18 protein-coding genes and 1 pseudogene are annotated in these 20,692 nt (G+C 71.3%); 13 read left to right on the top strand and 6 right to left on the bottom strand.

Annotated elements, in window-relative coordinates; all coding sequences use genetic code 11:
* The first annotated feature begins 352 nt into the window (after positions 1-352).
* Together AB0J90_RS21705 and AB0J90_RS21700 are read left to right on the top strand one after the other, a co-directional pair.
* Positions 353-649, top strand: a complete 297-nt coding sequence (locus AB0J90_RS21705) for a DUF4193 domain-containing protein (protein ID WP_121159124.1) — start codon at positions 353-355, stop codon at positions 647-649.
* Positions 650-796: 147 nt separating this feature from the next.
* Positions 797-1,690, top strand: a complete 894-nt coding sequence (locus AB0J90_RS21700; protein ID WP_363598481.1) for a hypothetical protein — start codon at positions 797-799, stop codon at positions 1,688-1,690.
* Here AB0J90_RS21700 and AB0J90_RS21695 read toward each other — a convergent pair.
* Positions 1,687-2,238, bottom strand: a complete 552-nt coding sequence (locus tag AB0J90_RS21695; protein WP_363598479.1) for a DUF3093 domain-containing protein — start codon at positions 2,236-2,238, stop codon at positions 1,687-1,689. The genes AB0J90_RS21700 and AB0J90_RS21695 overlap by 4 nt on opposite strands.
* Before the next feature lie 85 nt (positions 2,239-2,323).
* On the opposite strand from AB0J90_RS21695, the gene dut reads away from it, so the two are divergent.
* From dut to AB0J90_RS21675, 4 genes and pseudogenes are all read left to right on the top strand, one after another.
* Positions 2,324-2,827, top strand: a complete 504-nt coding sequence (gene dut, locus AB0J90_RS21690) for a dUTP diphosphatase (protein WP_363598477.1) — start codon at positions 2,324-2,326, stop codon at positions 2,825-2,827.
* Positions 2,824-3,483: pseudogene (locus tag AB0J90_RS21685) on the top strand (DUF3710 domain-containing protein); the annotation flags it as partial. The gene dut and the pseudogene AB0J90_RS21685, both read left to right, overlap by 4 nt.
* A 283-nt stretch (positions 3,484-3,766) precedes the next feature.
* Positions 3,767-4,147 (top strand): OB-fold nucleic acid binding domain-containing protein, encoded by a 381-nt coding sequence (locus AB0J90_RS21680; RefSeq protein ID WP_326560196.1) that lies wholly within the window; start codon positions 3,767-3,769, stop codon positions 4,145-4,147.
* A gap of 43 nt (positions 4,148-4,190) precedes the next feature.
* Positions 4,191-4,886 (top strand): DUF3159 domain-containing protein, encoded by a 696-nt coding sequence (locus tag AB0J90_RS21675; protein ID WP_363598475.1) that lies wholly within the window; start codon positions 4,191-4,193, stop codon positions 4,884-4,886.
* Positions 4,887-4,904: 18 nt separating this feature from the next.
* Here AB0J90_RS21675 and AB0J90_RS21670 read toward each other — a convergent pair whose 3' ends face one another.
* Both AB0J90_RS21670 and AB0J90_RS21665 read right to left on the bottom strand, forming a co-directional pair.
* Positions 4,905-5,594 carry a TrkA family potassium uptake protein gene (locus tag AB0J90_RS21670; protein WP_363598473.1) on the bottom strand — a complete coding sequence of 230 codons (690 nt, stop codon included), beginning with the start codon at positions 5,592-5,594 and terminating at the stop codon, positions 4,905-4,907.
* Position 5,595: 1 nt separating this feature from the next.
* A complete protein-coding gene (locus AB0J90_RS21665) occupies positions 5,596-6,261 on the bottom strand; it encodes a TrkA family potassium uptake protein (RefSeq protein ID WP_363598471.1) in 666 nt (221 codons plus the stop codon).
* Between the two features lie 173 nt (positions 6,262-6,434).
* Between AB0J90_RS21665 and AB0J90_RS21660 the strand changes: the two genes are divergently transcribed.
* Together AB0J90_RS21660 and AB0J90_RS21655 are read left to right on the top strand one after the other, a co-directional pair.
* Positions 6,435-8,543 (top strand): APC family permease, encoded by a 2,109-nt coding sequence (locus AB0J90_RS21660; RefSeq protein ID WP_363598469.1) that lies wholly within the window; start codon positions 6,435-6,437, stop codon positions 8,541-8,543.
* Between the two features lie 116 nt (positions 8,544-8,659).
* Positions 8,660-9,856 carry a TRAM domain-containing protein gene (locus AB0J90_RS21655; RefSeq protein WP_363598598.1) on the top strand — a complete coding sequence of 399 codons (1,197 nt, stop codon included), beginning with the start codon at positions 8,660-8,662 and terminating at the stop codon, positions 9,854-9,856.
* Positions 9,857-9,895: 39 nt separating this feature from the next.
* Here the strand turns inward: AB0J90_RS21655 and AB0J90_RS21650 are convergent, their stop codons facing one another.
* The gene (locus AB0J90_RS21650) at positions 9,896-10,153 is read right to left on the bottom strand and encodes a hypothetical protein (protein WP_363598467.1); all 258 of its coding nucleotides are present in this window, start codon (positions 10,151-10,153) and stop codon (positions 9,896-9,898) included.
* 247 nt (positions 10,154-10,400) lie between these two features.
* Between AB0J90_RS21650 and dxs the strand changes: the two genes are divergently transcribed.
* Together dxs and AB0J90_RS21640 are read left to right on the top strand one after the other, a co-directional pair.
* Positions 10,401-12,389 (top strand): 1-deoxy-D-xylulose-5-phosphate synthase, encoded by a 1,989-nt coding sequence (dxs, locus tag AB0J90_RS21645; protein WP_363598466.1) that lies wholly within the window; start codon positions 10,401-10,403, stop codon positions 12,387-12,389.
* A gap of 185 nt (positions 12,390-12,574) precedes the next feature.
* Positions 12,575-13,450, top strand: coding sequence for an endonuclease/exonuclease/phosphatase family protein (locus AB0J90_RS21640; protein ID WP_363598464.1), 876 nt, complete (start codon positions 12,575-12,577; stop codon positions 13,448-13,450).
* A gap of 16 nt (positions 13,451-13,466) precedes the next feature.
* Here AB0J90_RS21640 and AB0J90_RS21635 read toward each other — a convergent pair whose 3' ends face one another.
* Complete coding sequence (locus tag AB0J90_RS21635) at positions 13,467-14,573, bottom strand: NAD(P)/FAD-dependent oxidoreductase (RefSeq protein ID WP_363598462.1); 1,107 nt, start codon at positions 14,571-14,573, stop codon at positions 13,467-13,469.
* 51 nt (positions 14,574-14,624) lie between these two features.
* Between AB0J90_RS21635 and AB0J90_RS21630 the strand changes: the two genes are divergently transcribed.
* Complete coding sequence (locus AB0J90_RS21630; RefSeq protein WP_363598460.1) at positions 14,625-15,323, top strand: TetR/AcrR family transcriptional regulator; 699 nt, start codon at positions 14,625-14,627, stop codon at positions 15,321-15,323.
* An 80-nt stretch (positions 15,324-15,403) separates the two neighbouring features.
* On the opposite strand, the gene AB0J90_RS21625 is transcribed toward AB0J90_RS21630, so the two are convergent.
* Positions 15,404-16,594 carry a hypothetical protein gene (locus AB0J90_RS21625; protein ID WP_363598458.1) on the bottom strand — a complete coding sequence of 397 codons (1,191 nt, stop codon included), beginning with the start codon at positions 16,592-16,594 and terminating at the stop codon, positions 15,404-15,406.
* Positions 16,595-17,001: 407 nt separating this feature from the next.
* Here AB0J90_RS21625 and AB0J90_RS21620 point away from each other — a divergent pair, with 407 nt between their 5' ends.
* Together AB0J90_RS21620 and AB0J90_RS21615 are read left to right on the top strand one after the other, a co-directional pair.
* The gene (locus AB0J90_RS21620; protein ID WP_363598456.1) at positions 17,002-18,747 is read left to right on the top strand and encodes a hypothetical protein; all 1,746 of its coding nucleotides are present in this window, start codon (positions 17,002-17,004) and stop codon (positions 18,745-18,747) included.
* Positions 18,748-18,796: 49 nt separating this feature from the next.
* Positions 18,797-20,680 carry a hypothetical protein gene (locus AB0J90_RS21615; protein WP_363598455.1) on the top strand — a complete coding sequence of 628 codons (1,884 nt, stop codon included), beginning with the start codon at positions 18,797-18,799 and terminating at the stop codon, positions 20,678-20,680.
* The last annotated feature ends 12 nt before the right edge of the window (positions 20,681-20,692 follow it).

Below are 20,692 nucleotides of genomic sequence, written 5' to 3'. Positions count from 1 at the left end.
AGTATGCCGGTGAGGCTAGCTGTTGTCCGGCCCGGCGCGGAAACCGGCAAACCTGCCGGCGTGCCGACGCCGTTCGGACTACCGCTACCCCTATCTTCGTGTCGCCTGAGTCACATTGGGAACAACTCTGGCCGCTCGGGCGTACATGCATGCCGCGAGGGCGGTATACATGCCTCGCCCGATGGGGGGTAAGGTACCGCGCTCGCCAGGGGTGTTCTCCTGGCGGCCGTGGCCCGGGCACCGAGCCGGGGTCGGCGACCGGGAAAAAAGATGACCGGCCAGCGGGAACCGAAACAGTGTCTTCCGGCGTTACAACCGGAAGCGACTATATCGATATGGGAGAGTGAAACCGATGGCCACCGACTACGACGCCCCGCGTCGCGACGAGGTCGACCTCGGCGAGGACAGCCTGGAAGAGCTGAAGGCCCGGCGCGTCGACTCACAGTCGGGCGCCGTGGACGTCGACGAGGCCGAAGTCGCCGAGAGCTTCGAGCTTCCGGGAGCCGACCTGGCCGACGAAGAGCTCACGGTGAAGGTGCTGCCGATGCAGTCGGACGAGTTCCGCTGCGCCCGCTGTTTCCTCGTACACCACCGCAGTCAACTCGCGGTGGAGCGCAACGGCGAGCTGATCTGCCGCGAGTGCGCCTGAGTTCGACACTGTCGCCGGGGGGCGACGGTGAGGCAACGCGGCGAGGGTAGGCCGCGTTCGATTCGAGATGCGCGGGTGGCACCGACCTGCTTGACTCGATCCGACCGACTCGACGTTGGACGGATCGCCAGGGCTGGAGGTCAGCGCATGACCCGCTCCGAGCAGGCGCCGGGAACCCCTGACGGGGTGCCGGCGCCGACTGGGGGGAACGGCCCGGCGGATAATCCGCCGGACGCCGAGTTGGAGAGCGCCGAGGGGGACCTCGGTGCGACCATCGCCGCGTTGACCGAGGACGACCTCGGTCCGGCGCGGCGTCGCCGGCTGCTGGGCCGGCTCGTCGGCCAGGTTCGAGCCCGTGGTCTGGGCGACCTGTTCCGGCCCAGGGCGGCGATCCGCTGGATGAGCGACGTGGTCGGCGAGGTGGTGCCGCACATCCCGATCCGGGATCGGGAGACGCTCCGGCGGCACTACGACGGCCTCGACGGCGACGCGCTCGCCGAACGGTTGATCCGTAACGCGGCTCGGGCCACCGCCGGGGTGGGTGCGGCCGGCGGTGGAGTGGCGGCGGTGGAGTGGGCGGTCGCGCCGACCCTGCTCTCCGCGCCGGTCCTGCTGGCCGCGGAGACGGTCGCGGTGGTGACCATCGAGATCAAGCTGATCGGCGAGCTGCACGAGGCGTACGGGGTTCCGCTACCGGGCAGCAGCAGCCAGCGCGCCGTGGCGATGATCCAGTCGTGGGCGAGCCGGCGCGGGGTGAACCCGTTCCTGCCGGGGATGGGCGTCGGTGCCGTACTCGGCCCGGCGGTCCGCAAGCAGCTCCGGGAGACGTTGCTGCGGCGCTTCGGGCGCAACCTGACCACGCTCGGCCCGTTCCTGACCGGCGCCGCGGTGGCCGGTTACCTCAACCGCCGGGCGACGCTCACCCTGGGCGACGCGATCCGGACCGACCTGCGCAAGCAGTTCCGGGCCATCACCGGCCCACCCGAGCAGGGTTCCATCAGCGGGCCCGAGCCACGACGGCACTGGCCGGACAACGACTAGCCGGCCGCCGTGGCGGTGTCGCCCGCGGTGCCGGACCGACCGGTCGTCCCGGCCAGGTCGCGGGCGGCGAGAATCGCCTCGGCGAGCCGCACCGGATGCCGGGAGCTGACCACCCAGTACGGGGTCGGGTCGGCCGGATCGTCGAGTACGACCTGCACCGCGCCCGCCACCCAGGGCCGCTGCACCACGAAGGCGAGCGGGTCGGCGCCGACGCCGAGGACCTCGCGGCGCCCGTCGGCGTCCAGTGCGATGGCGTCGGTGACGTACTCGACCGGCAACCGGGCGTCGTCGACCAGCAGTTCGCCGTCGCGTACGCCGACCGTGATGCGACCCACCCACCAGAGCCCGAGCGCGGTCAACGGCAGCAGCACGACAAACGGCAACCAGGCCCGGATGCCGTTCGAGCCCATCCAGACCTCCATCGCGAGCAGCGCGCCGGCTGCCGCCCCGGCAAGCCAACCCCACCAGGGCAGGCGGAGGCGTTCCCGGTAACTGTCGACGCTCGGCACGGCCGGCGCGGCGGCGGAAGTGAGACGAGTTGGTGCCACAGTGTGAGGGTACGGCGCGGCGTGGCGGGGTGACCCGGCAGGATAGAGGCCATCGCCCGCCCCGACGGATCGGAAGAGTGACACCGTGACCCAGGCCGTGCCCGTACCCGTCCGACAGCTCGACCCGGATCTACCGCTGCCGGCGTACGCCCATCCCGGTGACGCGGGCGCGGATCTGCTGGCCGCGCGGGACGTCGAGCTGGCGCCGGGCGCGCGGGCGCTGGTGCCGACCGGGATCGCTATCGCCCTGCCGGAGGGCTTCGTCGGGCTGGTCCACCCGCGCTCGGGACTGGCCGCCAGGCTGGGTGTCACCGTGCTCAACGCGCCCGGTACGGTCGACGCCGGCTACCGCGGCGAGATCTTGGTCAACCTGATCAACCATGACCGGGAGAACCCGGCCAAGATTTCTCGTGGCGACCGGATCGCGCAACTCGTGGTGCAGCGGGTGGAACACGCCCGCTTCCACCCCGTCGACGAGCTTCCCGCCACCGAGCGGGGCGAGAATGGACACGGTTCGACGGGCGGGCACGCGGGTCTGGTCCCGCCGCGCGACGCAAGCGAGCAGCAGGCAGAAAGGTCGGCACGGTGATCTTTTCCCGAGGACGCGGCGGACGGCACGCCCGTGACGAGCGGGCCGATCGGTCCGAGCGTGCGGCGGTCGACCGGCCGGCGGACGACTCGTCCGACGCCCTGGCCAGCGACCGGGGCCCGTACGACATCTCCGAGGCCCCGGCCGGGGTGGAGCGACTCGATCTGGGCAGCCTGCAGATTCCCGCGGTCGCCGACGTCGAGATCCGGGTCCAGGCCGACCCGGAGGGCGTGGTCCAGCAGGTGGTGCTGCTGCACGGGGAGAACGCATTGCAGCTCGGCGTCTTCGCCGCGCCCCGCTCCGAGGGCATCTGGGACGAGGTGCGCCAGGAGATCCGCGAGTCGCTGTCCAGCGAGGGCACGGCGGCCGAGGAGAGCGACGGCGAGTACGGCGTCGAGCTGCGGGCCCGGGTCCGTACCCCGGAGGGTTTCACCGACCTGAGGTTCGTCGGCATCGACGGCCCGCGGTGGATGGTCCGCGGGGTCTACCAGGGCAGGGTGGCGAGCGACCCGAGCGCCGCCGGTCCGCTCGCCGACTGCCTGTACGGGCTCGTGGTGGACCGGGGCCAGGAGGCCAAGCCGGTCCGTGAGCCGCTGCCGCTGCGACTGCCCCGGGAGATCGCCGAGCGGCAGGCGGCGGAGGCCGCGGCGGCGGGCACCGCACCGGGCGGGGAGTCCGTGATCAGGGCGGACGGCGGTGGCCCCGACGGCGGCGGCCCGACGCCCGGGCCACGGATCAATGGCAGCGCTCCCGACCAGCAGCAGCCCCGTCGGGGCAAGCCGTCGCCGAGGCCGCGCGGGTAGGCCTGATCGGTGATCCGCCGGTCCGTGCCGACCCGGCCGACCGGCGTACGCTGGCAGTGCGGTCCCCGTCGGGACCGGTTGGAACTGGCCGCGACCCGGATGATCCGGGGCGGCTCGAGGAGGGTGGCACGAGGTCATGGCGACCGACGAGGGTCGGGGGTCGCTGCGCAACCTCCTGCAGCGGCTGACCGCGAGCGAGGCTGAGATCGAGGCGCAGGAACTGCGTCGCGAGAGCGCGCAGTGTGGTGGCACTCCGGCCGGGCTGTGCCGGCGGGGCGAGCTGGTGTCGATCTCCGGTCGGCTCCGTACGGTGGTCTACACGCCCCGGACCAACCTGCCCACGCTCGAGGCCGATCTCTACGACGGCACCGACGTGGTGACGCTGGTCTGGCTGGGGCGCCGGCACATCATCGGCATCGAGCCGGGACGGCAATTGACCGTTCGAGGTCGCGTGGCGATTCGTGATGACCGTAAAGTCATCTACAACCCGTACTACGAGTTGGAACTGCCCCGTTGAGTACGAGGCCGGGCAGCCGCCGCCCCGAACGGAAGACGTACAGATGACGACTGGACCACAGCCGGCTGCCAAGGTCGACACCGACCCGGCGGACGACGCACCGCTGCCGAGCATGGCCGAGCAGGTCGCCGAGCAGCTCGGCGGCTGGCGGGGGATGGTCGAGTCGAGCATCCCGGTGCTCGTCTTCGTGCTGGTCAACGTGCTCGCCGAGCTGCGCCCGGCGCTGATCGCCTCGCTGGCCGTGGCGATCGTGATCGCGGTGCTGCGGCTGGTGCAGCGTCGGCCGATCCGGCACGCGGTCAACGGTCTGTTCGGCATCGGCGTCGGGGCCTTCATCGCCTTCCGCAGCGGTGACTCGAAGGACTTCTACCTGCCCGGCATCCTCTACGGCATCGCCTACGGGCTGGCGCTGCTCGCCTCGGCCGCGATCCGGCAGCCGCTGGTCGGCTGGATCTGGTCGGTGCTGGTGGCCAAGGGCAAGTCCGAGTGGCGTCAGGATGCCCGGCTGGTGCGTACGTTCACCTGGCTGACCGTGCTCTGGGGCGTGGTGTGGCTGGCGAAGGTCGGCGTCCAGGCGGCGCTCTACCTCGCCGACCAGGACACCGCGCTGGGTGTGGCGCGGCTGGCCCTGGGCTACCCGCCGTACCTGCTGCTGCTGGCGATCACGGTCTGGACGGTGCGTCGGGTGACCCGGGACGCGCCGCCGGCCGGTACGGCCACCGCGGTCAGCCCGAGCTGACCGCGGCCCGCCTTCCCGTCAGCTCTCGCCCCTGGTCCGTTCGACGCTGTCCGCGCCGAGCATGACCGCCCGTACGGCGTCCTCGACCTCGCTCGTGCAGACGAAGATCAGCTCGTCGCCCGCCTCCAGCGGGTCGTCCGGGCTCGGCACCAGCACCCGCCGGCCGCGCAGGATGGCCACCAGGGCGGAGTCGCGGGGCAGCGGTACGGCGTGGATCGGCTGCCCGACGTAGGGCGCCGTACGCGGCAGGGTGATCTCGACCAGGTTCGCCTCGCCCTGGCGGAAGGTCATCAGCCGGACCAGGTCGCCGACCGTCACCGCCTCCTCCACCAGCGCGGCCATCACCCGCGGCTTGCTCACCGCCACGTCGACGCCCCACTGGTCGGTGAAGAGCCACTCGTTCTCCGCCCGGTTCACCCGGGCGACCACCCGGGCCACGGCGAACTCGGTCTTCGCCAGCAGGGAGACGACGAGGTTGACCTTGTCGTCGCCGGTCGCCGCGACCACCACGTCGCAGCTCGCCAGGTCGGCCTCCTCGAGGCTGGCCAACTCGCACGCGTCGGCGAGCACCCATTCGGCGGCCGGCACCCGTTCCGGGCGCAGCATCCTCGGCTGCCGTTCCACCAGCATCACCTGGTGGCCGTTGTCGATCAGCTCCTGGGCGATGGACCGGCCCACGTTGCCCGCGCCTGCGATGGCGACCCGCATGTCACTGTCCCCCTTCGGGCGGCGCGCCGGCCGCCGTGGTGACCCCGCCGGCCATGTCGTCGGTGACGAGCATGAAGAGCTGGTCACCCTCCTGCAGAACGCTGGACGCGGTGGGCAGTGTTCCGATGCCGAACCGCATGACGTACGCGGCGCGGGCGCCGGTCGCCTGCTCGATCGCCTTGATCGGGCGGCCGACCCAGTCCTTGTGTACCGGCACCTCGATGATCGACACCGTGCTGGTGGGGTCGCGGAAGATCTCCACGTTCCCCTCCGGCACCAGGTGGCGGATCATCCGGTCGGCGGTCCACCGCACGGTGGCCACGGTGGGGATGCCGAGCCGCTCGTAGACCTGGGCCCGCTTCTGGTCGTAGATCCGCGCCGCCACCCGGGTCACGCCGAACGTCTCCCGGGCCAACCGGGCCGAGATGATGTTGGAGTTGTCTCCGCTGGAGACCGCGGCGAAGGCGTCGGCGCGTTCGATGCCGGCCTGGCGCAGGACCTCGCCGTCGAACCCGATCCCGGTGACCGTGATCCCGCCGAAGTCGGGACCGAGCCGGCGGAAACTGTCCGAGTTCTGGTCGATCACGGCCACCGAATGACCGCGGGCCTCCAGACTGTGGGCAAGCGTCGAACCGACCCGCCCACACCCCATGATCACGATGTGCACGGTGCTTCCTCCTGGCGTGAACCGTGTGTGCTCCACCCGGCGGCCGGGGGACTGCAAAGAGCGTGCCATGCCGGGGGCAGCTCACGCCGCCCGACCGTACCGGTTCCCGGCCGGGGACGGTTGATCAGCCACCGGATGTCGATGGGCTGGTCCCGGTCGTACTCTTACCGGTTGTGGCCAGTCCCACCTCTCTGATGAAGCGGCTGCTGCTCGGTCGACCGTTCCGGTCCGACAAGCTGCAGCACACCCTCCTACCCAAGCGCATCGCACTGCCCGTCTTCGCCTCCGACGCGCTCTCGAGCGTGGCGTACGCGCCGGACGAGATCCTGCTGACCCTGTCGATCGCCGGCGCCTCGGCGTTCGTCTTCTCGCCGTGGGTGGCGCTGGCCGTTGTCGTGGTCATGCTCACCGTGGTGGCGAGCTACCGGCAGAACGTGCACGCCTATCCGTCGGGTGGTGGCGACTACGAGGTGGCCACGGTCAACCTGGGCCCGAAGTTCGGGGTCGGGGTGGCCAGCGCGCTGCTGGTCGACTACGTGCTGACCGTCGCGGTGTCGGTTTCGTCCGGGGTGGCCAACCTGGGCTCGGTGGTGCCGTTCGTGGCCACCCACAAGGTCGGCGTCGCGGTGGCGGCGGTGGTGATCCTGACCGCGATCAACCTGCGCGGCCTGCGGGAGTCGGGTACGGCCTTCGCGATCCCGACGTACGGCTTCATGATCGTGATCATCGGGATGGTGCTCACCGGGCTGATCCGGATCTTCGTGCTCGGCGACGACCTGCAGGCGCCCAGCGCCGGGTTGCAGATCCAGGCCGAGCACAGCGTGACCGGATTCGCCCTGGTCTTCCTGCTGCTGCGTACGTTCTCCTCCGGTGCCGCCGCGCTGACCGGGGTGGAGGCGATCTCCAACGGCGTACCGGCGTTCAAGCCACCGAAGAGCAAGAACGCGGCGTCCACGCTGCTGCTGCTCGGGGTCGTCGCGATCACCATGCTGGTCGGCATCGTCTGGCTGGCCCACCTGACCCACCTGCAGTTCGTCGAGGACCCGGCCCGGCAGATCATCGGCGGCCCCGAGGGGTACGTGCAGAAGACCGTCACCACCCAGCTCGGCGAGACGGTCTTCGGCAGCGGTTCGTTCCTGCTCTACGTCGTCGCCGGGATGACCGCGCTGATCCTCTTCCTGGCCGCCAACACCGCCTTCAACGGGTTCCCGGTGCTCGGCTCGATCCTGGCCCAGGACCGCTACCTGCCCCGCCAGCTACACACCCGGGGTGACCGGCTGGCCTTCTCCAACGGCATCGTCTTCCTCTCCATCGCCGCGATCGTGCTGATCGTCGGCTTCCAGGCCGAGATCACCCGGCTGATCCAGCTCTACATCGTCGGCGTCTTCGTCTCCTTCACCCTTTCCCAGGCCGGCATGATCAGGCACTGGAACCGGCTGCTGCGGGTGGAACGGGATCCGGAGCGGCGGCGGAAGATGATCCGCTCGCGCGGGATCAACGGCTTCGGCATGGGCCTGACCGGCGTCGTGCTGGTGATCGTGCTGATCACGAAGTTCCTGCTCGGCGCCTGGATCGCGATCGCCGCGATGGCCGTGATCTACCTGCTCATGCTGGGCATCCGCAAGCACTACGACACGGTCGCGGCCGAGCTGACCCCGGCCGAGGGCCGGCCCATGCTGCCTGCGCGCAACCACGCCATCGTGCTGGTCAGCAAGGTGCACCAGCCCACCCTGCGGGCGGTCGCGTACGCTCAGGCGACTCGACCGGACACGCTGACCGCGGTCACGGTCAACGTCGACGAGAAGGACACCCGGGCGATCCAGGCCGAGTGGGAACGCCGCGAGGTACCGGTACCGCTCACGGTGATCGACTCGCCGTACCGGGAGATCACCCGGCCGATCCTCGACTTCGTCGCCTCGGTGCGCCGCGACGCACCGCGCGACGTGGTCACCGTCTTCATTCCCGAGTACGTCGTCGGCCGATGGTGGGAGAACCTGTTGCACAACCAGAGCGCGTTGCGGCTCAAGGGCCGGCTGCTCTACGAGCCCGGCGTGATGGTGACCAGCGTGCCCTGGCAGTTGGCCTCGTCGGCAACCAAGGACCTGGACCGTTACGACGCCACGCTCAGCCGTGGTCCCGCCCGTGGCCCACGCGGTGCCAGCACGGGCGGCACCGGCCACGGTGGCACCACCGTGGGTGGTCTGCTCACCCCGGCCCCGCCACAGCCGCCGCCGGTCGCACCGACGCTGACCGACCCGGACCCGACGGCGCGGCCCCGATGAGCCGGGCCGAGGCGCCGACGGGCGTGGAAACCGAAGCGGTCGGGGCGACCCCGGCCGACGCCCAGCCGGGCGGAAGCCGGGCGGCAGGGGCGGATTCGGGACCGGGTGAGGCGGAACTGGTCGAGCTGACCATCGACGCGGTCGCCCCCGGCGGGCACTGCGTGGCCCGGCTCGACGGGCAGATCGTCTTCGTCCGGCACGCGCTCCCCGGTGAGCGGGTGATCGCCGAGATCACCGAGGTGAACCGGGGATACCTGCGGGCCGACGCGGTGACCGTGCTGGAGCCGTCGGCGCAGCGGGTCGCCCCGCCGTGCCCGTACGCCGGGCCGAACCTCTGCGGCGGCTGCGACCTGCAACACGTCGCGCCGAGCGCGCAGCTCGACTGGAAGGCCGACGTCGTACGCGAGCAGTTGCGCCGGCTCGGCCGGCTCACCCCGGAGGAGATCGACAACCTGGGCGTACGGGTCGAGCCACTGCCTGGTGGTCCGCTCGGCTGGCGCTCCCGGGTCCGGTACGCGGTCGACGCCACCGGACGGGCCGGTCTGCTCAAGCACCGCTCGCACGAGGTGGTGCCGGTGGACCGTTGCCTGATCGCGCACCCGGCGATCCAGTCACTGCCGGTGCTCTCGGCCGACGGGCAGCGGTGGCCCACCGCCGAGGCGGTGGAGACGGTCGCCTCCACCGGCGGTGACGTCGCCGTGCAGCTCGTCGTGGACGGCACCCCGGTCACCGAGCGGGGCCCGGAGAAGGTCCGGGAGCTGGCCGCCGGACGGGAGTGGCAACTGCCGCCGGACGCCTTCTGGCAGGTCCACCCGGCCGCCGCGCAGACCCTGGTCGACGCCGTACTGGAGCTGCTCGCGCCCAGGACCGGCGAACGGGCCTGGGACCTCTACGGCGGGGCTGGGCTGTTCGCCGCCGCGCTCGCCGAGCGGGTCGGGCCGACCGGGCGGGTGACCATGGTCGAGGCGGCACCGTCGGGCGTCGCGGCGGCTCGGGAGAACCTGGCCGACCTCGGTCAGGTGGAGGTGGTGTCGGCGAAGGTGGAGACGGCACTGGCCCGCCGCCGGATCACCGGTCCGGTGGACCTGGTGGTGCTGGATCCGCCGCGTACCGGTGCCGGCGCCGACGTGGTCCGGGCGCTGACCGGGACCGGAGCGCGGGCGATCGGGTACGTGGCCTGCGACCCGGCGGCCTTCGCCCGGGACGTACGGGTCTTCGCCGAGGCGGGTTGGCGGCTGGTCGCCCTGCGCGGGTACGACATGTTCCCGATGACCCAGCACGTGGAGTGCGTCGGCCTGTTCACGCCGGCCTGACACCACCGGGCGGCTCAGCGGAGCAGCGGCGCGTGCGCCTCAGCGCAGCAGCAGGTTGTGTACGAGCGCGGGCGGGCTGCCGGCGACCCGTCGGGCGGCCCGCCGTTCGGCCCGCGCCTGCGCCCGGTCCCGGAGCCGGATCCAGGCGATGATCAGCAGGAGCAGGGGGAGCAGCGGCAGGCCGATCAGGACGACGACGATCAGCGCGAGGAGTTGGCCGGTGGCGTACCGGCCGGACATCCGGCCCGGCCGGGCGTTCGGGCCGGACCAGTGCGGGCGACTACCGGGAGCTGACATCTGGACACCTCTGGAAGAGGAGGATGTTACCGCCATATTAACGTCGTACCTGCTCGCGGTACCTGCGCCGTTACTGCCCGGAGTCGCCGCTGATCCGGTAGAAGCCGTTACCTGATCGGCGGGCGAGCTGAGCCGGACGTCAGCCGCCCCGCCCGTACGGCGTTTCGGGCTCGGCCTGCCGACGTTTAACAAAGCACGATCTCGGCCCGGGCTGCAGTCGCCGTCGGGGCCGATAGACTCTCCGGTCATGAGAGTTGAAGAGGGTGCGGCCAACCCGGGCCGGCTGCTGGCTACCGTCCGCGGCCCCCAGGACGTCAAGCGGATGTCGGCCGAGGAACTCGACCTGCTCGCCGCCGAGATCCGGGACTTTCTGGTCGCCAAGGTGTCCCGCACCGGCGGCCATCTCGGCCCCAACCTCGGCGTGGTCGAGCTGACCCTCGCCATGCACCGGGTCTTCGACTCGCCCCGCGACCGGTTCCTGTTCGACACCGGACACCAGGCGTACGTGCACAAGATGGTGACCGGGCGGCAGGACGGCTTCGACAAGCTCCGCCAGCGCGGCGGGCTCTCCGGCTACCCGAGCCAGGCCGAGAGCGAGCACGACCTGATCGAGAACTCGCACGCCTCGACCGCACTCTCCTACGCGGACGGGCTGGCCAAGGCCTACGCCCTGCGCGGTGAACGCCGCGACGTGGTCGCGGTGGTCGGCGACGGCGCGCTCACCGGGGGCATGTGCTGGGAGGCGCTGAACAACATCGCCGCCGCCCGCAACCCACTGGTCATCGTGGTCAACGACAACGGCCGGTCGTACGCGCCCACCATCGGCGGCCTCGCCGACCACCTCTCCACGCTGCGGCTCAACCCCGGCTACGAGCGGGTGCTCGACGTGGTCAAGGACGCCCTCGGCTCGACGCCGCTGGTCGGGCGCCCGATGTACGAGGTGCTGCACGCGGTCAAGAAGGGCATCAAGGACGCGGTCACGCCGCAGGCGATGTTCGAGGACCTCGGCATCAAGTACATCGGCCCGGTCGACGGGCACGACGTGGCCGCGGTCGAGTCGGCCCTGCGCCGGGCCCGTGGCTTCGGCGGCCCGGTCATCGTGCACGCGGTCACCCGCAAGGGCTACGGCTACCGGCCGGCCGAAGAGGACGAGGCGGACTGCCTGCACGGCCCGAGCAGCGCCTTCGACGTGGCGACCGGCAAGCTGCTCGCCGCGCCGTCGGTGAAGTGGACCCACGTCTTCGCCGACGAGCTGGTTTCGATCGCCGACGAGCGGCCGGACGTGGTCGGCATCACCGCCGCCATGGCCGAGCCGACCGGCATCGCCTCGCTGGCCCGGAAGTACCCGGAACGGGTCTACGACGTGGGCATCGCCGAGCAGCACGCGGCCACCTCGGCGGCCGGGCTCGCCTTCGGTGGCCTGCACCCGGTGGTGGCGGTCTACGCGACCTTCCTCAACCGCGCCTTCGACCAGGTCCTGCTCGACGTGGCGATGCACAAGCTGCCGGTCACCTTCGTGCTGGACCGAGCCGGCATCACCGGCCCGGACGGACCGAGCCACTACGGCATCTGGGACATGTCCGTCTTCGGGGTGGTGCCCGGCCTGCGGATCGCCGCCCCCCGCGACGCCGCCACGCTCCGCGCCGAACTGCGCGAGGCGGTCGCCGTCGACGACGGCCCGACCATCCTGCGCTTCCCGAGCGGTTCGATCGCCAAGGACCTGCCGGCGGTCCGCCGGGTCGGCACGGTCGACGTACTGGCCGAGTCGGCGCGCAAGGACGTGCTGCTGGTCGCCGTGGGCGCGTTCGCACAGCTCGGCGTCGAGGTCGCGGCCCGGGTGGCGGAGCAGGGCTACGGGGTCACCGTGGTCGACCCGCGCTGGGTCCGCCCGATCTCCGAGGACCTGGTCACCCTCGCCGGTTCGCACCGACTGGTGGTGACCGTCGAGGACGGCGTACGCGCCGGTGGTGTGGGTGACGCGCTGGCCAAGGCGATGCGCGACGCCGACCTGCTGGTGCCGCTGCGTGACCTCGGTGTGCCGTCGGTCTTCCAGCCGCACGGCACCCGCGCGCAGATCCTCGCCGACCTGGGCCTGACCGCCCAGGACGTGGCCCGCGACGTCACCGGCTGGGTGTCCCGCCTCGACGCGCCGATCGAACCGGTACGCATCCCCGCCACGAACGGGGACATCCCGGCCACCGGGGAACGGGCCAAGGGCCGCAACGGCCGGGCCTGACCCGCAAGGGCTCCACCGCCGGTGGGGACGACCGGTCACCGGTCGTCCCCACCGGCGTTTCCAGCGGACCGAGCCGGTCGGCGGGACCTGTCGATTCCTCGTTCCCCACTGTTCGGTGTCGCGTCGACTCGGATCGTTAGCGTGCGGTGGCCGCCACCGACGGCGGCTCGTGTGGAGGGAAGCCGATGCGTAAGACGACACACTGGTCCACCCGCTCCCTGGGCGCTCTCGCAGGCGTGGTTGCGCTGGTGGCGGCCCTGCTGCCGGCCACACCGGCGGCCGCGGCGAACGTGGCCTTCAAGGCGGCGACGCTGAACATCTACAACGGACTGAGTCAGGCCGACTTTGTGCACGACCTGAATCTGATCGCGTCCAAGGCGGACCTCGTCGGTCTCAACGAGGTCGGCAACCGCAAGGCTTTCCTGGAGAGCTGGGCCGCCGACAACGGCTGGTGGTTGTACGCGCCGGGCGGGACCAACCAGGCTGGCGAGGCGCTGATCGCCAAGAAGGGCATGTTCGACGTACTCGACAAGGGCTCGATTTTCGTGTGTGACACCAACGGCCCGGGCGAGGTGCCGCCCGCGCGGTACAACAACTGGGTCAAGTACCGGCACAAGGCCAGTGGCCGCGTCGTGACACATATCAACGCCCACGCGGTGGCCAGCATCGAGACCGCCGGTCGGCCGGAGGACCTGCCGCGCACCAGGTGCGCCGAGGCCCAGTTCCAGGGCCTCAAGGAGCTGGCGGTCGACAAGCAGGGCGAGGGCCAGGTCATCGTCAGCGGTGACCTCAACGTCGACTTCAGCGCCGACCGGAGCTACGGGTACGCGAAATTCCCGTGGCAGGTCTTCGAGGCCAACGAGCTGCCGAACCTGCGCTCCAACTACAACCTCTACGGCGAGAAGGGCACCGGAACGCACGGCAACCGGCACATCGACTACGTCTACTTCTGGAAGCGCCTGCCGGCGTACCAGGTCATGTGGATGACCGGCTACGACATCGTCGGCGGCACCAGGTCCGACCACAGCGGTGTCGTCGCGACGTTCTCCATCCAGAACTGACGCTCTCGGCCGGGCGTCACGAGCCGGTGAAGAAGCGGACGATGTCGTCCGCTGCGGTGGGGGACAGCATCATCGCCTGGACTCGTGCGGACATTTCGGCGATCGCTTGAGTCCTGGTGAACATCGCCTCCTCGTACCTCCGGATCGCCGAGTCCGGGTCGGCGATGTGGGCGGCGAGTTCGTCGGCGAGTACGGCGGCGTCGAGCATGGCCTGGTTGGCGCCCTCGCCGACCGGTGGCATGAGGTGCGCGGCGTCACCGACGAGGGTGATGCCCGGCTGGTTGTCCCAGCGCGCACCGATGGGCATCGCTTCGATCCTGCGTGGGATCGGCGTGCTGTCGCCGGCTTCGACGAGTGCGGTGAGGGCTGCGTCCCAGCCCTCGAACAGGTCCAGCAGGGCACGTTTGCTGCGGTAGGTGTCGATGTCGCGATCCTCTGCGCGCAACGAGATCCCGACTCGTATGCTGCCGTCGCCGAGGCGTTGCGCCGCGAGGATCTGGTTCACGCCGACGCACCACAGGTTTCCGGGGCCGACCAGCTCGGCGAGATCCGGGTGGCGCCGGTCGGCGTCGCCGATGTTCAGCTCCACCAGGGTGGCCACGTAGGACAGTTTCGTGTCGGTCAGCAGCGAACGGACAACCGAGCGCGCGCCGTCCGCGCCGACGAGGACGTCGCAGTCGGCTCTGTGACCGTCCTGGAACGTCAGCCCGAAGCCCCCGCCAGGTCGTGGCGTCGCCGCGACGAGCCGGTGTTGCCAGGCGACCGCGTCGACGGGGAGCGAATCGAGCAGAAGATCACGCAGTACCCTCCGGTCGATCTCGGGGCGTCCGGAGAATGAGCCGGGTTGTGGCTTGTGGTGCACGAGCGTACGTCCGGACGGGTCGAGGATGCGATGTTCCTCGCCCTCGGGCCGCGCCTGCGACCGGAACCGGGTGGTGAGGCCCGCATCGGCCAGGGCCTGTTGTCCGGACTCCGGGTGCAGGTCGAGCATTCCGCCCTGTGATCGCGCGGATCGGCTTGCCTCGCGTTCGTACACCACCGCGTCGATGCCGTGCCGGTGCAGGATCCGGGCCAGGGTCAGGCCGCCGAGGCCACCACCGGCGATCGCGATTCGCATCTCCATCTCCCTTACCGTACGCTGTATTTCGTGGATACACCGTACGGTAGCGAAGGTTTGCCCGTTTGGGAACGGCCCGAGCCCCAGCCTCGGGCGGCGCCGGTGCCGTTGAGCCGGGCGAAGATCGCCGCTACGGCGATCCGGCTCGCCGACGTACACGGCCTCGACGGGCTGTCGGTCCGCAAGATCGCCAAAGAACTCGGTATCGGTCCGATGCGGCTCTACGACTACGTGGTCAACAGATCCGAACTGCTCGACCTGATGGTCGACGCCGTGTACGCCCGGATCGCCGAGGCTGGCCAGCGCTCAGAGTGGCGTGCCACGGTGCTGGCCATCGCCCACGCGACCCGCGACGCCGCCCTTGACCATGAGTGGTTCGCCGACCTGCTCGGCGGAAGGCCGCACCTGGGACCTCATGCGCTCGCGGTGGGCGAATCGACCGCGGCGGCGCTGAGCCAGGCCCCTGGCGTACGCGGCATCGACGACCTCCAGCGGGCCTTGGGTGCCATCAACGCCTTCGTCATCGGAGCGGTCCGCAGGGAGGTGACCGAGCGACGCACCGCCCGTTCCACCGGCACCGACCTGACCGCCTGGCAGGCCACCCTCGGGCCCTACCTGACACGCATGCTCGAAACGGGCCGCTATCCCACCGTCGCCCGGCTCGTCGTCGACGGTGCCCACCTCGACGCCGAGGAAACCTTCGACCACACCCTGACCACCATCCTGGACGGCATCACCAGCCAGCCCCGGACGTGACCTACCTGCCAGACCGTCCGTCGAACCGTCCCGCCGACGCACCACGCTGCCCCGGGCGCGGGCGCGCTGCCGGCGAGCGCCTAGCGGCCGCCCATCTGGCGCTGGTAGGACTTGTCCGCCGTGGTGAGGGTGAACGTCACCCGGGTGGCCGGTTTCTCGACCACGGCCAGGCCCGGCCGGTCCACCAGGCGGGTCACCCCGGCCGGCAGGGCCAGGCTGGTCTCCGAATTGGCCCGCCAGACCAGCACCACCAGGGTCCGGTCCGGCGTGGGCAGTTCGTAGGCCTGCAACGGGTTCACCCGGTCCGCCTCGGAGGCCACCGGTGCCCCCTGCGCCGGCCGCAGCACCACCGCGTTCATCATGCCCGCGTCGGTGTGCCAGGAAAGCTGGTCGAGCCGGCCGGCTTTCTCTGTACCGAAGCGGACCTGCCCGAGTGGTTTCGTGGCGACCCGGTCGGCCGGCCAGGAAGTCGGCACCGAGCCGAGGTGGACCCGGTCGTGGATCTGGCGCGGCACGCTGCCGAACGGGCCCGTCAAGGTGGCCAACGCACAGGTGTCCAGCCCCTGCAGGGCACTCAACCCGGACCCGGACTCGTCGACCACCAGCGGGTAGCGCGGCCCGGCGATCCCGGTGCCCAGGTCGATCAGCCGGTCGTTCGCCTTGCCCTGCGGCAGCGACGCGGTGCTGCGCAGCCGCGCGGTGATCGGCACCGCCCCACAGCGCGGTACGGCCACCGGCGCGCTGACCCCGTCGGCCACCGCCAACGGCTTGCCGTCCGGGCCGAGTAGCCGCTCGACGCGGGTGGAGGTCAGGTATCGACGGCCCTCCGGCACCACGACCGGCAGCACGTCGGAGTAGATCAGGTAGCCCGGGTCGGAGTAGTCGACGGCGTTGGTGACCTCGAACTTCGCACCCCGCCCGGTGAGCTGGAGCAACCAGGAGGCGGCGTCGCCCGGCACGTCCGCGGCGACCAGGGCCAGCGGCGCGCCGCCGTCGAGCTGCCCCAGCCAGAGGATGCCGGACGAGGAGATGTGCACCCGGTCGTCGACCGGGGAACGCCAGTCTGTCACCGCCTGGGTGACCGCGGCCGTCGCCTGTGGATCGCCGATCAGGCCGCCTCGGGCCGGCCAGACCTCCAGCGAGCCGTCGCGGGAGTCGGCGCCGATGCGCAGCGGATCGGACGGCTCCACCGTGCTCGGGCCGCAACCGGTGATGAGCAGTGCCGATGCCAGCACCGTGGCCAACACGCCGCCACGACGGAGCGAACCCACCTGAAAGCCCCCGATCCCGTCGGCGTGCGGAAGCCACATCCTACGAGATCTCGCGCGGGGCTCGGGCGTCACCTGGCAAAGCCGTCCCAGCTTTTGGTGGCCCACGCGTGGCGGCCGGATCTCGTTACGCAATCCCGTACGTGCCGTCCGATACGTCCGTGACGCTCCGGTAGACTCCGCCGACTGTGACGCTTGCCGAGCCACGTCTCGAAACCACACCGGATCCGGAGGCACCCGGGTCCGGCGGGCCCGCTGCCATTGATCCGACCGGTGAGCAGGGCCCGGTTTCCGTCGATGCGGACGGTGGAGCCGTCGCGACGGGCGGCGCCGCCGGTACGACACCGACGCCTCCGCCCTCCGGCTCGGACCGGGGCACCGCGGACCGTACCGGCGACCCGGGTACGCCCGTGCGCCGCTGGCCGACCCGCCGACGCGACCTGCTGGTCTTCGGCGCGTTCCTGCTCGCCGCGTTCTGGGTGACCAGCCAGATCTGGCTCGACCCGGCCGGTCGGGTGGCGTCGCTCTACAGCAGCGACCCGGCCCAGGTGCAGTTCTTCCTGGCCCACTCCGTACGGGTGGTGTTGCACGGCGAATACCCGTTCTTCACCGACCGGTTGAACTATCCTGACGGGGTCAACCTGATGGCGAACACCGCCATCCTGGGGCTGGGCATCCCGATGATCCCGGTGACACTGCTGTTCGGGCCGGCGGTGTCCTTCGTGGTCCTGGTGACGCTCGGCCTCGCCGGCACCGCCTCGGCCTGGTACTTCGTGTTGTCCCGGTACGTCGTGCGCAACCCGATCGCGGCGATCGTCGGCGGCTGGTTCTGCGGGTTCTCCCCGGCGCTGCTGTCACACGCCAGTTGGCACCCGAACATCATCTCCCAGTTCCTGCTGCCGTTCATCGTCTGGCGGGTCATCCTGCTGACCCGCTCCACCCGGGTCGTACGCGACGGCATCATCCTCGCGCTGCTGGTCAGCTACCAGGCGTTCATCAACGAGGAGATCCTGCTCTTCACCGCCCTGGCCTGCGGCGTCTTCCTGGCGGCCGTACTGGCGCAGCAGCCCGGCCGGTTCCGCGCCGCCTGGCGACCGCTGGCCGGTGGACTGGCGGTGTGCGCGGTACTCGCGGTCGCCCTGCTGGCCTACCCGCTCTACGTCCAGTTCGCCGGGCGGCAGGCGTACCACGGGCTCAGCGACGCGGTCCGCGACTACGGCAACGACCTGGCCGCGTTCGTCAGCCCCGGCTCGCCGACCCTCGGCGGCAACGAGCGGGCCAACGCCAACCTGGCACCGAACTACTCCGAGGAGAACGCGTTCTTCGGCTGGGGTCTGGCCCTGCTCACCGTGGGCATCGTGATCTGGCTGCGGCGCGAGGTGATCGTACGGGCGCTCGCCTTCACCGGGCTGCTCTTCGCCATCCTGTCGCTGGGCGAACGGGTCTCCTACTGGAACCGGGACCTGTTCTGGGGGCCGTGGGAGTGGCTGGTCAAGCTGCCGCTGCTGGACGCGGTGGTGCCGACCCGGTTCGGTCTGATCACCACCGTGGTGATCGGCATCCTGCTCGCCCTGGCCGTCGACCGGGCCTGGTCCCTGGAGAGCGTCGACCGCCGGGTCCGCCGGGTCGGTGTGGTCACCGCGCTGGCCATCGTCCTGCTGCCGCTCGTACCGCTGCCGTTGAAGATGACCTCCCGGCCGGCCGTACCGCACTTCATCTCGTCCGGGCACTGGCGGCAGTTCGTCGGACCGGACCAGTCGCTGGTGCCGGTGCCGGTCCCGGCGATGGGGCACACCAACGGCATGCGCTGGGCCGCCTCGACCGACCTCGACTTCAAGATCCCCGGCGGCTACTTCCTGGCCCCGCGCAACGGCAACACCGGTGACCCGGGCCGCTTCGGCGGGCGGCCGAGCGGGGTCAGCGAATTGCTGGACCAGGTCTCGACCACCGGTCGGGTGCTCACCCTGACCGACCGCGAGCGGCGCCGTTCCATGGACGAACTGCGGCACTGGCAGGCGGCGATCCTGGTGCTCCCGGTCCGGGAGAAGAACGCGGAACCGCTGCGCCGGACCGTCGAGCAGATCGTCGGACCCGGCCGACGGGTGGACGACGTCTGGTTGTGGGACATCCGTACCCTGACCGCCCCGAGCAGCTGATGCGGCGAACCGGAGCCGGCCGGGCCGGCGGAACACCGGTACCGGTCGGATGAACCCGACCGGGGGAGCGGAACCGGCCCGGACCGCGGTGGTCACCGCGGGTGCGGACACCTCTCCCGGTACGCCGGACGGCAGCGCCCCGCCGGCCGGCTCGCCCCCGACGGCGGTACGGCGTTTCCGTACCCGGATCGTCGCCGCCTGGCGCGGACGCCCATGGCTGGTCGACGTCGCGGTGGTGGTGGGATACCTGCTGGCCGGCGGCTACCTCACCGCCCGGCTCTGGCTGCACCGGGACCACAGCACCCGGGCCGGCAACGACCAGGTGCTCTTCGAGTGGATGCTGGCCCGCGCCGCGCACGCGGTGACCAACCTGGAGAACCCGCTCTACAGCACCGCGCTCAACGCCCCCGACGGCATCAACCTGATGGCCAACACGTCGGTGCTCGGCCTGGGCATCCCGCTGACCCCGGTGACCCTGCTGCTCGGTTCGCAGACCACGTTCCTGCTGGCCATCGTCGGTTCGCTCGCCGGCACCGCCACCGCCTGGTACCTGTTCCTGTCCCGCCGGCTGGTCCGCTCCCGGTTCGCCGCCGCCGTCGGCGGGCTGCTCTGCGGCTTCGCCCCGGGCATGGTCTCCCAGGCCACCGGCCACCTGCACATGATCTCGCAGTTCCTGGTCCCGGCGATCCTGGCGCTGGTGTTCGGCCCGGCCACCGACCGGGTGGTACGGCGCGGCGTGCTGCTCGGGCTGTTCGTCACCTACCAGGTGTTCCTCGGCGAGGAGGTGCTCGTCTTCCTGGTGCTGGCCTGCGGCCTGTTCACGGTCGCGTACGCGCTGGCGAGCCCGGCCACCGTACGTCGGCTCGGCCGGGCCTTCCTCGGCCGGCTCGGCATCGGCGCGCTGGTCGCCGGGGTGCTGCTGGCGTACCCGCTGTGGTTCCAGTTCCTCGGCCCGGGCCACTACCGCGGCCTGCCCTTCGACCCCGGCGCGTACGCACTCGACCTCAGCTCGTTCACCTCGTCCGCACGCCAGTCGCTGACCGGCCACGACTCCGTACCGGGGCTGCTGTCGCCGAACCCGACCGAGGAGAACTCGTTCTTCGGGCTGCCGCTGCTCGTGCTCTGTGCCGTGGTGGTGGTCTGGCTGTGGCGCCGGCCGCTGGTGAAGGCGCTCGCGATCGGAGTGGTCGTCTTCGCCGTACTGTCGCTGGGCGACGAGATCCGGCTGGACGGCAAACTGACCGGGCTCACCGGGCCGTACCGGCTGCTCGCCGAACTGCCGCTGATCGACCTCGCGGTGCCGGCCCGGTTCCCGCTGATCTGCCTGCCGATGCTGGCGGTCCTGCTCGCGCTCGCCACCGACGAGGTCTTCCGCCGTGGCCCGGCGGCCCGCACCGGTGGGCTGCCGGTCCGGCTGATCTGGGCCGGGGCGCTGCTCGCCGTCGCGCTGCCGGTGGCGCCGCTGCCGCTGCGTACCTCGCCGACCTGGCCGGTGCCGGAGTTCGTGGCCACCGGCGAGTGGCGGTCCTACGTGCCGCCGGGGCGCACGATCGTGCCGGTGCCGCCGACCCGGGGCGGTGAGGCGACCGCCGGCATGTACTGGTCCGCCCGGACCGGGTTGGCCTTCACCGCACCGGGCGGCTACTTCATCGGCCCGCTCAGCCCGACCGACCGGCAGGCCGGGTGGGGTGCACCGGACCGGCCCACGGCCGTGCTGCTCGACCGGGTCGCGTTCACCGGCGAGGTGCCGCCGATCGGCGACGAGCAGCGACGGCAGGCGATCGAGGACCTGCGGTACTGGCGGGCCGCGGTGGTGGTGCAGGGCGGCCTGCACCGGGGCGGCCCGGTCAAGGAGACCGTCGACCTGCTGCTGGGACCGGGCCGGATGATCTCCGGGGCCTGGGTCTGGGACGTCCGCGCCCAGGTCCCGTAGCCGGCCCGGTCC

Origin of the sequence: Micromonospora sp. NPDC049523, from assembly GCF_040676775.1 — a bacterium.
GTDB lineage: Bacteria > Actinomycetota > Actinomycetes > Mycobacteriales > Micromonosporaceae > Micromonospora_G.
This window is presented reverse-complemented; position numbering and strand designations above follow the sequence as displayed.